11 protein-coding genes are annotated in these 13,283 nt (G+C 36.1%); all 11 read left to right on the top strand.

Annotated features, from left to right (window positions below):
* The first annotated feature begins 4 nt into the window (after positions 1-4).
* Positions 5-919, top strand: coding sequence for a winged helix-turn-helix domain-containing protein (locus CKK03_RS16760; RefSeq protein WP_099363677.1), 915 nt, complete (start codon positions 5-7; stop codon positions 917-919).
* Positions 920-998: 79 nt separating this feature from the next.
* Entirely contained in the window at positions 999-1,847 is an 849-nt protein-coding gene (locus tag CKK03_RS16755; protein ID WP_099363676.1) for a gamma-glutamylcyclotransferase family protein, read from the top strand.
* A 115-nt stretch (positions 1,848-1,962) separates the two neighbouring features.
* Entirely contained in the window at positions 1,963-2,943 is a 981-nt protein-coding gene (locus tag CKK03_RS16750; protein WP_099363675.1) for a PDDEXK family nuclease, read from the top strand.
* A 462-nt stretch (positions 2,944-3,405) separates the two neighbouring features.
* Positions 3,406-3,852: a hypothetical protein gene (locus CKK03_RS16745; protein WP_099363674.1), complete on the top strand. Its 447-nt coding sequence runs from the start codon at positions 3,406-3,408 to the stop codon at positions 3,850-3,852.
* Between the two features lie 137 nt (positions 3,853-3,989).
* Positions 3,990-5,108, top strand: a complete 1,119-nt coding sequence (locus CKK03_RS16740; protein WP_099363673.1) for a hypothetical protein — start codon at positions 3,990-3,992, stop codon at positions 5,106-5,108.
* The gene (locus tag CKK03_RS16735; protein WP_099363672.1) at positions 5,109-6,371 is read left to right on the top strand and encodes a hypothetical protein; all 1,263 of its coding nucleotides are present in this window, start codon (positions 5,109-5,111) and stop codon (positions 6,369-6,371) included.
* A 506-nt stretch (positions 6,372-6,877) separates the two neighbouring features.
* Positions 6,878-10,210, top strand: coding sequence for a glycosyl hydrolase family 28 protein (locus tag CKK03_RS16730; protein WP_099363671.1), 3,333 nt, complete (start codon positions 6,878-6,880; stop codon positions 10,208-10,210).
* Positions 10,211-10,399: 189 nt separating this feature from the next.
* Positions 10,400-10,777 (top strand): iron chaperone, encoded by a 378-nt coding sequence (locus CKK03_RS16725; protein WP_099363670.1) that lies wholly within the window; start codon positions 10,400-10,402, stop codon positions 10,775-10,777.
* A gap of 252 nt (positions 10,778-11,029) precedes the next feature.
* The gene (locus tag CKK03_RS16720; RefSeq protein ID WP_099363755.1) at positions 11,030-11,266 is read left to right on the top strand and encodes a helix-turn-helix transcriptional regulator; all 237 of its coding nucleotides are present in this window, start codon (positions 11,030-11,032) and stop codon (positions 11,264-11,266) included.
* Positions 11,259-11,606, top strand: a complete 348-nt coding sequence (locus CKK03_RS16715; protein ID WP_425432875.1) for a DUF2178 domain-containing protein — start codon at positions 11,259-11,261, stop codon at positions 11,604-11,606. The genes CKK03_RS16720 and CKK03_RS16715 overlap by 8 nt, the downstream gene beginning before the upstream one ends.
* A 366-nt stretch (positions 11,607-11,972) precedes the next feature.
* Positions 11,973-13,274 (top strand): uracil/xanthine transporter, encoded by a 1,302-nt coding sequence (locus CKK03_RS16710; RefSeq protein WP_099363668.1) that lies wholly within the window; start codon positions 11,973-11,975, stop codon positions 13,272-13,274.
* The last annotated feature ends 9 nt before the right edge of the window (positions 13,275-13,283 follow it).

Raw genomic sequence — 13,283 nt, 5'->3', positions numbered from 1 at the left:
CCCCATGCAAGATCAAATAATGATTTGGAGAAGAAAACAAGGTTCCCTGAATGAGGCAGCTTGGCTAAAAGAAGGAATCAAATTGTTCCGTGGTTTATTACAAACAGAACCAGACAACACAGACTATAAAGTTGAGCTTGCTAAGTTGCTAGTCCGGAGCGGGGAGGACGAAAAACTAGTATACGTGAATCTAGTGAATGCAAAAGACTTGTTCGATGAGGTGTTAGCTCTTTTTCCTGATGATACGAATGCCTTATACAGGATGGGACATATCCATTTTGATACGCAGGATTATGAGAAAAGCATTGAATATTTTACAAAAGCGATTCATACTTCATTGTCCAAAATCAGACTCTTCCGTGCATATGCGACGATGGCTAAAGCATTTTATAAACTAGGAGACCATCTGGAAGCCATTCGTTATTTGGACAAGGCAATAGAATCAGATGAAGAACATAATTTTAGCAGTGAAATAAATGAAGTGAGAGCATTAATTACACAAAAAGGTCAGCAAACGAGAGCAATCAGGTATCCAGATGGCACATACATGCTTGCTACTATTGATGACGTAGAAAATGTACAAATGGAAAATGAAGATAATGAGGCCACATTAGATATGGCTCACTTGCGCCCTACCTTTTCCGGACCGAAAGATGTCACTGAATTACAACGAAAAGAAGCTGAGGTGTTGAAATATTTAATCGAAAAAGGTCGAATTGTTTCAAAAGAGGAACTGATTCAATATGTGTGGCAAGAGGACGAGGCACCTACGCTCTCCTCCATTAAACCGATTATCTCCAAGATTAATCGAAAGGTAAAAAAGTGCCTCCCAGAAAATACACAGAATCCAATTGTGAACAAACGTGGGTACGGGTATACGTGGAGTTCCATTGATACGAAAATTATAACGATTCTTTAACCTACCATTTTTGAAGGTTGGCTGACTGCCAACCTTTTCTTTTTATACTAAGCCTAACAAATAATGAGGAGTGGTAAAGATGAAGAACATGTTTGTATATGGAACATTGCGTAAAGGAGAAGGTAATGCTCACTACCTGAAAGAGGCAACCAGATTGGCAGAACAGTGTTGGACCAATGGAGAATTATATGATACAGGGTATGGCTATCCAGCAGTGAAACAGTCCCGTTCATCACGTGTGTATGGAGAACTTTACACAGTAACTGATCTTGAGTTGAGGCAAATCGACCAATTAGAGGGCTTTCGTGAAGGAAGAGAAAACAATTTATATGAGAGAGTTGAACAGATGGTTTACACAGACAAAGGTCCAGTCACAGCGTATGTGTATATTGCGGGTCAATCTAATTTGCTAAACAATCGAATTCCCGACGGTGATTGGAAGGAGTACAGATTACTAAATAAACAACGTGGTACGGTACTATATTTTGCCTATGGAAGCTGCATGGATCACAAGCGGTTTATTGAAAAAGGAGTAGACCACTATTTTCAAAATATGGTTGGGGTAGGAGTTCTTGATAACTATTCCCTCCGATTTACACGTAAATCCAAAGTGGATGGAATGGGGCGTGCGGATATTGTGGAAGAAAGTGGCCAAGTAGAAGGTAAGGTCTTCGAAATCCCAGTTGAAGCTTTGAAAAATTATCTATACCAACGTGAGGGTGCACCAAATGCCTACCGTGCTACCTTTGTCACGATAAAACTAAACGGTAAGGACACACAAGCCATTACTTTTACTGTTAAAAATAAAAATGAAGAAACGGCCCCACCAGCAGATTATGAAGATGAAATTCTTAGTGGAGCAAAAGGGTATTTGTCAGAGGATTATATCATGAAGTTGAAAGCTCATATGGATGGTTTGAAAGGTTAAACTTATAGGAAGTATGGATAGGTCAATATGTGAATGGTGAGATTATATGGTAGACAAAGTAAGCGAAGTAACCTTCCAACGAATGAATCAAGAATAGTAATGAGGAGAGAAACAAATGTTTCACATAAAAAACAAAGAGGCGGTACCGATTGAACCTACAAGTTTTACTGAATTAGGGATGAATGAACATCATGTAGAGGAATTAATTAAGAACAATACAAATTTAATAGCGGAAGATGAATCGATGTTAATAGTCGGCCAACAGGTAAGAAATTCGAGTAATGGAATATGTGATTTAGTTGGGCTTAATCAGAATGGTGATCTTGTGCTTATAGAAATTAAGCGGGATCGAAAGGATATTGAAAATAGAAGGGAAGCGTTTGAATTTCAAGCGATTCGTTATGCTGCAGGGTTTGCAACGATTAAAGATATCGATGATTTGCTAAGCAAAATCTATGCACCTTTTTTGGAGAAAAGTAGAGAGAATAACAGTAGTTCGTTAACGATTACGGAACATGCAAATCGGAATATAGTATCATTCTTTGAAGATAACGATATTGCTCTGGAGGATTTCAATCAACGACAACAAATTATCTTGGTTGCATCTGATTTCGATGAGCAAACAAAATCAGCTGTGGCTTGGCTTAATAAGAATGGTGTTGAAATGTATTGCTATAAATTGATCCCATATAAAATAAACGAAGAAATCTATATTGAGAGTCAAAAAATCTTACCACTAGACCAATACGATGATTATTATGTTGGATTAACGGATAGAACGACCACCTCAAAAATTAATCGAAAAAGACAAAGTAAACGCAGACAATTACCAAGAATTGATTCGATGATAGAGTGGGGTGTTGTTAAAGAAGGAGACCTACTTAGAATTAAGAACGAAAATGCAACAGCTGTGTTACTGAAAAATGGAAATGTCCAAGTGAATGGAGAAGAAAAGTCTATACAAAAATGGTTAAAAGAAGTAAAGGGCTGGCAAGCGGTTGAAACCTATTCGAATACTATACTCAACGACACAGGAAAGACATTATCTGAAATACGGAAGGAATATATGGATGGAATTAGCGGTTTAGATAACTAACCTAACTCAATAATGTTAGGCAAAAGTTCCTAATATAAAATTAGAAATGAATTCCGAAAGTAGTCCTAATTATTAGGGCTATTTTTTATAGTTCCTCTTAAGAGATTTATAAGCGCAGACATCCTGTTACAAAATTCCACATCTAAAAGGATAAGATTTTATAGCCTGTGATAAAAAGGTAATTATTTCTATCCCATTAAAGGTATAAGCTATTTCAGTTAATCTTGAAAAATTGACAATAAATTACCAATGCATAATTAGAAAAATTCTCTTAGAATAACTCTGATGTTATTATTATCAAACGCTAAATAGGGGGATTTTTATTGAAGGATGGTAAATAATCGTTGGTTCATTTTGTTGATTTTTAGATAGGACAAAGAGTTATTTTACAGAACAGAAGTAGTGTGTAGATTTGATAGTAAAGTACCTTAGAGAAAAATATAGATTAAAAGGGGATTCATAGTGAGCATACTTGAAAAAGTTAAACAACATGTAAATAAAATTGATAAAGGTGTACCTATCCCAATTACTGAAAATATGATTCATGAACTTATAAAAAAAACGGATAAAGTGAAAGATACTAATCTTCTTATAGCAAATGACGGAATTACACTAACAGGAAAAATCGAAGTAGAAAAACTTTTTAACAAAGAAGTTTCTTTTAAAATCGTACTTTTACCTGTCAAAATGGAAAATAGAGAGATACATCTTAAAATTAAAAACTTCAAACCTCTCAATCTCAACTTCTTGAATAAAAAAATCTTTAATAACCCACCATATTTATCCTATGACGGAAAATTAATCACAATTAATCTTAACAATCTTGAAAAAGTAAAGCGAGTACCTATCGGAAACATTAAGAAATACAAATTAACAGATGGAAAAATGATTGTATCGATAGGTATATAACAATATTAATATCCTACTCTAACATGTAGAAGAAAATATTACTAATGGGACAAGCGGACAGGCTCTCACTCTACAGTTTTCGAAAAATGTGTAAATGACCTGATTCTCAATCCCTCGTTAATCTTGGAGGTTAAAATATGACATATGTTTTAATAACTTTATCAATTGTTACTCTGATAGTGGTAATCATGAATAGTAAAACGATACGTACCCAACAAGTTCAAATGAGTGAGATGGCAGACTATTTTAAAACAGAATTAACAAATATAGACGAAAAGCAACAGGAGAACTTTCAAAAATTTGAGAAAGAGGCAAGACAAGTTATTTCACAATACTTTGAGGATTTAAAAGAAAACCTAAAGGTTGAAGTAACTCAATTAAAAGAAGAAACAAAGGTTGGTATAGAACATGCTGTTAAACACTCTGAAAATCTTCTTCTTGAGAAATTAAATGTATATTTATTTGAGGAAGAGAAAGAAATCCAACAATGGATTGAAAAAGCATCGCTAGCAAAATCTCCAAATGAAAAAGTACAAATATTAGAAACCGCTATAAATAAATATCCGATGATACCTGTGTTGGTTATGGCATATAAAGAAACATTACAAACCCTGTTACCAAATGTGGATGATCGTACTAGAAAACGAATCATTGAGAAATTAAATCATGCAGCACGTATTCATCTCGATAATTGTAAACCAAATGATTGGTTCTCGGCGAAGACCTTTAAGGATGAAACACTGCGTCTTGGTAATGAGTATATGAGTAACCAAGAACGTATTTTTATTGAAAAAACAAACAAGACACTACAAGAACTACAGCAACTGGTATCGCTCGATATAACAGAACATGAATTGAAGAAAATTGAAAAACTGGATGAGTCAATAGATAAAAATATCCTGAAACACTATCCTGAATTATTTTCTCATTATCAAAATCTAACAGCCCAATTAATGAAACAGATTAATACGGAACCTTCACAAGAACAAGTAAAAGCATACAACAGTAGAGCGATACAAGCTTTTAAAAGAGCTCAGTCTAAATTTAACCAATTAGAAACGAGATACAAAAAGGGTGAAATGTTGGAAGAATTAACAAGAGAACTTGGTGGCTGGGAGCAAAACTATTTCTCTATGCCCACACAGATTTATTTTCAAAATGTATATTCTGATATATTTGCTAAATTATCACCAGCTGCAAAACCAATGCTCACAGAGCTTATGTTAAATACGCCTCTTAAAAAGGTGGGATCATAATTGAAAAAGTTACGTCATCATCAAAATCGGTATTTTCGGACTGATCCTACCAAATATAACGGAGCACTAGTAGGATCGATCTCTGGGACTTGGATGGCTGATGAACTGATTATCGAGCCGCGGGAAGAAGAATATTTAGCTTATCAAGAAAAAGCTATTAAACGATATGATGACTTCAACGAATCACTAACCATTAATCCCGACATCTCAATGGCGACAGCAAGAAATTACGGGGTCACCAATGAATGGGAAAGCTATCGTTTTTTTGCAAATGAAGAGTTAAATGCCCCGAAACAAGTATTTAATTATATCGATGACAAAGGTAAAGAAGCGTTTTTTACTGTAAAACAAATTGATTCAATACGTCAATGGGAACCAGGAACTGCTAAGCCGATTGAGAACATACACGGGCATCATGTAGAAACAATACGTGAAAATCCTACTGATACAATACTAGCAAGTGATCCTGATAATATTCTTCTCGCCACAACAGAAGGACATAGGGAATTTCTGCATGGCGGTGATACAAAAAATCCTACACAACAAGAATATTTACAATACGCACATACGAACGATGAGAAATTACAAATGACTCTTGAGTATAACGAGAAGCTGATTACTCTAAATTTTTGGGAAGCTGGAGCTACATCAATGGCATCATCTGCAATTGTATATTTGGCAATTAACGAAATCATTGATTTATATCGATTGAAAAAAGATCCACGCCCATGGTCAACCAAAAAATATGATGCAATTCTATCTGCTAAAGTAAACGGTATGATTGGATTAGGACTTGGTGCCATTAGCTATAGTTCTAAAGAATTGTTGACTTTTAGTTTAACCAATTTATCTCTTATGGGTATATCAGATTTATTAATTGAAATGAGCATATTAAACGGCACATTTTTTATCATGAGTATTGCGATGGCGACTATCCAGTTCATTAAGAGTCGGAAAAATGGACTCGCGATTGAGGAAGCAAGGAAACAGTATAAGGACGCTATTGTTACAGCAACCGCTGAATTAGTTGCTTTTAGTGTTATTGGAATAGGAATCGATATTGGATTGGATGTACTAGGTGGTCTAGTTCTAGACGCTCTTATTCCAGATCCAACCGGCATTTTAATTGCATTAAGATTTGGATACAGTGCGCTAAAAATGGGTAAGAAATTCCACGTTTCTAAACAAGAACAACAAGCTTATCTATTATGCAATAATCTCCGTCAAAATCATGTATATCAATTAGCTTTAAAGCAATTTTAATATAGTTCTATCTGTTGCTTTGGGTTTGATAAGTTATGTATCTCATACGTTGTGACCGAAATCACAAGGTCAATATTAAGGTAAATCTCATACTTTTAATCAACAAAAACACACTGAAAACGTAGAGGTTTTAGTAACCTCTGCGTTTTCTATTATTTAATGACTGTTCTTCAACTAACACCCGTTAGCACAAAAACACAAAACGTAGCGATTCAAATATGATAATAAAAATTGAATAGTAGACTCTGTTGATAATATTTTTTGATAATTATTAATAATTAGATTTAATGGAATATTACAAAAGTCGGATTGACATAGTTCACAATGCATTATATTATATCTCCGTTGAGAAATCTGAGAAGTTGTGCGTTTTTTCTGAAACTACTAAATATAGAATCGATGGCATGGGAGGGCTGTCGTCTCTTAGAGGATAAAGAAGGGCAGAACATAGCAAAGTATATGCTATGACAAATCAACAATCCACTTAAAGAACGGGGTATTCTTATATGAAACGAAAAAGACATAGTACAAGGGCACTTTCATTGACACTCGTTATGGCTCTTTTGTTTTCCTTATTTGTCAATTTTAGTGTTTACGCCGAAGATGTTGAAGCGCAGGATAAAGTAACAGATTCCGCAAAGGTAAGTATTCAAAAAGCGGCTGAAGCACCAAATATTGAGACACTGAATGACGTTGAGAAAACGCTAACAGTGCAATCGGGAACTACAGTTGGGCAATTAATCTCTCAAATTGAGCCGTCTATTGTAGGAAGTACATATTCATTCAAGGTTGTGGATTGGCTCGGTGAAGAAAAGATAGCTTGGGAAAACCGTCCCGATCAGGACGATTTGCTTACTAAAAGACTGGACATGCTTACAACGAGCGATAAGTTGGTTGTAAGTGCTGGAACAGATGAAACAGCAGAATACGAAATCTTGGTTCCAGGGGAGGCTCCATATTGGAATACTGACAGGTATAATAGTATCCTAGATTCCGTAAAGAGCAATTTGCCTGTTTTCCCTGATAACATCTTTGATATCACTTCATCGGAATATGCTGGACTTGTGCGGCAAGTAACGGAAGGGGACACCATAGTAGATGACTACACCTTAGTATTCCGGAAAGCGATTGCCGATGTAACAAAAGCCGGTGGCGGTACTGTTCTCGTGCCTAAAAGAACTGAGCCATATCGGACGGGAGCAATTCAATTGGATAATAACGTAAATCTTCACATTGAAAAAGGGGCTACAATAGACTTTCTCAATATTGTTACTGGTGAGTATTATCCTCGCTCATTGACAACCTTTGAAGGTATTGACTACTATGGGTTCTCCCCAGCGATTTACGCCCACAACAAGGAAAACATCGCTATTACAGGCGGTGGTAAAATAGAATTTACGAATACCAGCCAATGGTCTGGCGATGTAGATAACACAATCAGGAACTGGAACTATGCGAACACACCTGTTGAGAAGCGCGACGCATTCAGCCTGAATCAAAAGATTACAGTGAGTCTTGTACAGTTTTATAGTTCCAAAAACATCCTTATAGAAGGTGTAACATTTGGAAATTCACCATTTTGGTCAATAAACCCTGTACAAAGTGAAAACATCTTACTACGTGGCGTTACTATTACGAGTATAAGTAGCAACAGTGACGGTTTTAATCCGGAATCAAGCCGTAATGTAATCATCGAAAATAATGTATTCGCAAACAAAGATGATAATATTGCCCTCAAATCAGGACGTACAAATAATGGTAAGTTAAGAGAGAAACCAACGGAAAACATTATTATCCGTAGTAACATATTCTGGCAAGGTTCAGGAATAAGTGTTGGTAGCGAAGCAGCAGGTGGTATTAACAACATTTTTATTGAGAATAACTTCCATAACGGAGTGCATGAAAACGATAGTACAAACCCGATGGGTAACTTGTCTAGAAACGTTTTCAGAATAAAGACAGCAAACAGTCTTGATGCTGTATTTGAAGATATTTTCTTCCGTAATATAGCAGTTGGCGGTATGCGTGAATACCTCTTCCATATAGAGCGGGTGGCTGATCAAGATATGTGGTTCCAGACCGCCGAGATTAGCAATTACGGAACGAAAAAGAACGTTGCCCAAATCCGCAATATAGCGATGTCCAATGTATTTTCAGTTGCAAACCGAGCAACCGGAAATGTAGATAGTACCTTTTCAGGATTTATTGAAACTGAGATCTCTGACTTACGTGCTATAGATAGCCTATACTTTAAAGATATTGATATTACCTCATCGCGCCTTACTAACGGTAAGAATTTAACAGTAAATAACGTAACTAATTTGGAAATGGATAATGTGAGAATTAATGACACCTTGTATAATACGGAGCATTCCATCAGTATAGAAGATGTTGAAGTAAATGGTGTTGCTCTTAATGAACTTTCAACGACAGAAGTGACATCTCATGGTGACAATGGCACCGTGGAAGTAACTGGTCGTGTCGTAACGGATATAGCCAACTATGAAAATATTGGTTCGGTGCGTGTATCCTATGACATTGACAAAAATTTTGCGATTGCAGAGTTAAGCAAGGTTGGAGATGAAGTTCGTTTCAAAGCAACCCTTACAAACGTAGGAGCAGGTATACATGATTTAGCAGTAGTGGCTAAAAATAACAAACTTCCTCACTATGTTGTTGACAACAATTTGGACAACAGAAAATCGGCAGACATGGTATATCACGATGTCAAGACATTTGAAATTGACGTTGAGGGAACATTACGTACAATGGATGTTCGATTTGAGTATGCTCCTTCACTGACACCGTACCATAACGTTCCGGTCTTTATGTACGGCGAAAGTGCTAAGATCATAGCAGTAATTACAGATGCAAAAACTGGAGAACCTGTCGAAGGTGCTACAATCAACGTCAATAATCAAAGTAACTTTGGCGTTGAGGTGGATGGAAATACTATAATGTTGTCTGGTATACGTGACAATGCTATTGTGAGAAATCATATTGTTATCAATATTACCCATCCAGGTTATGTTTCCAAAGAGCATCACTTCCGAAGAGTAGTGAGCGTCCCAGATTCCTCAAGACTAAAAACGATAATGCCTTCTTACAGTTCTTTGATCACGTATAAAGTGGTGGGCAATGGAAACATGTTAGCGACAGCAGATGGTACTTCTATTAACAGCGGTACTAATGTCAATGTTGGCCAGTTTGTAGAATTTACAGCAACTCCAGATCTTGGATTCAAGGTGAAAGGATGGTCGCTAAATGGTGTGTCAGTTAACGACACGAATGATACATACACCTTCACAAGCTTGTCCAACGCAGATGTAATGGTAGAATTCGAGAGGGAAGAAGGAACTTCCATAGTTAGTTTTGATGGTAATGGTGGAACTGGAAATATGGATTCTGCCAAAATAATTAGCAACAAATATGCTGTTCCTGAAAGTAGTTTCATAGCTCCAATTGGTATGAAATTCGTTGGCTGGAGAGTTAACAATAAAGGTGAAGTCTTGGTTCCTGGCACGAATATAAATGTAGATGGAGACTTCACTTTATATGCAGTTTGGGACTATATCATTAAGGTTGATAACGTTTCAAATGGTAACATGCAGGCGAATATCAATTTTGATATCCGTTCCGCTAATGGCCAAGGTTATACGGTTTATATATCTGACAGTGGTGAAAAAGACACATTTAAGATTGCTGATTTTAATTTTAACTCAAAGGGTGCCCATGTTAGAAATCTTGCAAATGGAAAAACATATTTTGCTTACATTGAGTACAATAACGACGGGGTATTTGAACTAAGTAAAATCGTTACTTTGGAGCAACATAAATAGCCTGTAGTTTCAACCATGTGATGATAAATTGCAAATTATACAACTATAAACATTGAGGCATCTTATAACTAATTTTTAGTTATAAGGTGTCTCTTTCTTATTTATTTTGAAACCTATATCAAGATGCATAGATAGCAAATTTCCTGTAAACTATCAGTAAATTGAAACATGCAGGAGTGAGACTTTAACATGCAATATGATGTAAAGAATTCTGATGAATATTTAGAATTACTTGAAGACGATTGGCGAAAAGAGAAACTGTTCGCGATTCGAGAGATGATTTTTGCTTATGCACCGGAGTTGGAAGAGGTGATTCGCTATAAGATGTTGAATTATGGGAAAGATGACAACTACGTCTTTGCGTTAAACGCGCAAAAACATTATGTCAGCCTCTATGTAGGAACAATAGATAAGGTAGAAAAGGCAGAATCCCTATTAGCAGGCTATAATTATGGAAAAGGCTGCATACGCATCAAAAAATTTATAAAGATTGAAGAAACGGGATTGGAACAATTTATCCATAAAACACTTGATATGTGGCGTGCCGGAGAAGATACGGATTGTTAAGAATTTTGTTTTCCCGGCTGGAAATGAAAATAAGGAATTCTGAATATTTTCATCCACTGGACCACCTAAAACCATTAAATTGAACGACCTGTTAACCTGACGGAATCACGAATTTCGTCAGGTTTTTTTGCATTCTGTCCCTTGTTAAGTCAAAGTAACATGTGTAAAAATAAAGATAATTTATATTTTTGTATAAGTATACTTTACTTTTATAAAAGGTGAGTTTATAATTTGATTCAAGAGGTGATGGTCATGAAGAAAGATTTTGGTGATTCGATCTCAAATAAGGTGTATGAATATCGTGTACTCGCCAGATTGTCTCAGCAAGAATTAGCAGAGAAAGTCGGGGTTTCCAAACAAACCATCTTCGTGATGGAAAAAGGAAATTATGTTCCGACTTTACTATTAGCTTTTCGAATTGCCGAATTTTTTAATGTTGATGTAAACGAGATTTATAATTATGTGAAAGGGAGTGAGAATGGTGATTGATTTTTCAGATATTTCTAATGCTATTTTTGGCCCGTTAAAGTCTTGGGCTGAACAATCGCAAGGAAATTGGAATATTCTTATTGTTAGTGGTTTTTTATTGGTTTTTGTCGGAGGGATTCTAACAAACGTATTACAGAAAAAAATGGGCGAAGCTGACGAAAGAACAGATCAAATAAAATTAAAAAGTGCCTTCATAATGTTAAGTGGAATAGTTTTGTGCGACGTAATTTTCCCAAAAGAATATATGTGGCAAATTTTCTTCTTATTTAAATATTCGCTTGCATTCCTTGCCTCTGCAGTCTATTTAGCTATTCGATATAAAAAAGATTTTATTGGTTAAAGAACTAAACACGGTTATTCAGGGCCTGACCCTCAGTGTGGTAATGCTTTACTGTCTCGGGGACTAGGCCCTGTATCGACAAAATTCGGGGAGTCACTGTGACCGGACTTGTTGCACTTAAAAAAAGAAAAAATTTAGTTGTCTGAACAGAGTATATTGATTTTGGAGAATAGTAATGGTATTCTTCAGGGAGTCTTTTGGTTTAAGTAAGACTCTTTTTTATATTCTGAAATGTGGGCTTGTCCTTCAGTTCTGTATAAGTTTACTAGATGGGGTCTGACATCAAATCCGCAGACTCCTTTTGGCGATGGAAAAAATAGGGGAACGGTAGAACGGTCCACATGTTTCAAGAAAGTGGTGTGAATGATGAGTAAAGGGTATGTTGTAACAGTTTTTTCTTCTGTTCAATGGCTTATATTTATTTTTGCTAATACAGTGGTTGTCCCGATTTCAATAGGAACCGTGTTTGAGGTGCCTCAAGATACGATTGGAATGATGCTAAGATGCTCTTTAATCCTTACAGGGGTAGCTTGTATGTTTCAAGGATGGATTGGACATCGAATGCCCATTATGGAAGGACATTCTGGGTTGTTATGGGGCGTTATATTAAACCTAGGGCTCACTGCTTCTTCGATGGGAATGAGCCTATCTACGATTGGTGGAGGGATTACGACTGGGATTCTACTCGCTTGCGTATTTACAATCGTTTTAGCAGCATGTAATGGTTTGTCACTTTTTCAATCAATCTTCAGTCCAATGGTCATGTCAGTCTATCTTTTTCTGTTAACCTTCCAATTGATTTTTATCTTCTTTAAAGGAATGTTTCCTTTAACAAAGGATGGGGTATTAGATATACCGTTGAGTTTATTATCAATGGGAATTGTAATTCTAGTTGTGATTATAAAACTTAAAGGCTCTAAATCTATTAGTAATTTCTCGATTTTAATAGGATTAATGATTGGATGGATATTGCATGATCTATTGTTTATGGATGTTAGCCAAGGGGCTTTAGAAGCATCCTCGATGTCTTTCACTTTATTTCCTATCGGAGAACCAAATCTAGAGTTTGGGATTATTGGCGTGACATTCTTCGCAGTGGTAATTAATTTGAGCAATACATTTGCTTCGATTGAAGCAGCCGGAAAACTGATAAACAAAGAAACCCCACAACATAGATTTCGTAATTCTATCTATGTGACAAGTGTTTTTACGGTGATTGGTACGGGATTTGGGCTAGTTCCTTACACACCATTTACATCTTCAATCGGATTTCTACAAAGTACAAGAATATTTCATTCGAAACCGTTCCTTATCGGTGGTGGGTTATTAACAACAATCGGACTGGTTCCTATATTCGGATCATTCCTTGCAACCATGCCAATTTCAGTAGGAAATGCGGTTTTATTTGTTGCCTATTTACAATTATTCGGTACAGCCTTTAGCAGCCTTAATGGGAAAACGTTTAATTCTAATACAATTTTTCGCTTGGCAGCACCAGTTCTCGTTGGGATTAGTATCATGAATATTTCACCAACCGTTTTCTCTGACATCCCACTATATATACAACCGTTTATTAGCAATGGTTTAATTATAGGTGTTTTATTATCAGTTGCGTTAGAGAAAATAGTGAATTGGAATGTATTTGAGACAGTCGAATTGAATAGGTAGTGGACATAT

It is taken from the genome of Fredinandcohnia onubensis (assembly GCF_002734215.1).
Lineage (GTDB): Bacteria > Bacillota > Bacilli > Bacillales > Bacillaceae_L > Ferdinandcohnia > Ferdinandcohnia onubensis.
Note: the sequence above shows the minus strand (reverse complement) of the source record. Positions and strands in the feature narration are given on the sequence as shown.

What these genes read in the sequence shown, in the direction of transcription:
- CKK03_RS16760 (WP_099363677.1), top strand. Translation starts at nt 5, where the DNA reads ATGCAAGATCAAATAATGATTTGGAGAAGAAAACAAGGTTCCCTGAAT.
- CKK03_RS16755 (WP_099363676.1), top strand. Translation starts at nt 999, where the DNA reads ATGAAGAACATGTTTGTATATGGAACATTGCGTAAAGGAGAAGGTAAT.
- CKK03_RS16750 (WP_099363675.1), top strand. Translation starts at nt 1,963, where the DNA reads ATGTTTCACATAAAAAACAAAGAGGCGGTACCGATTGAACCTACAAGT.
- CKK03_RS16740 (WP_099363673.1), top strand. Translation starts at nt 3,990, where the DNA reads ATGACATATGTTTTAATAACTTTATCAATTGTTACTCTGATAGTGGTA.
- CKK03_RS16730 (WP_099363671.1), top strand. Translation starts at nt 6,878, where the DNA reads ATGAAACGAAAAAGACATAGTACAAGGGCACTTTCATTGACACTCGTT.
- CKK03_RS16725 (WP_099363670.1), top strand. Translation starts at nt 10,400, where the DNA reads ATGCAATATGATGTAAAGAATTCTGATGAATATTTAGAATTACTTGAA.
- CKK03_RS16720 (WP_099363755.1), top strand. Translation starts at nt 11,030, where the DNA reads ATGAAGAAAGATTTTGGTGATTCGATCTCAAATAAGGTGTATGAATAT.
- CKK03_RS16710 (WP_099363668.1), top strand. Translation starts at nt 11,973, where the DNA reads ATGAGTAAAGGGTATGTTGTAACAGTTTTTTCTTCTGTTCAATGGCTT.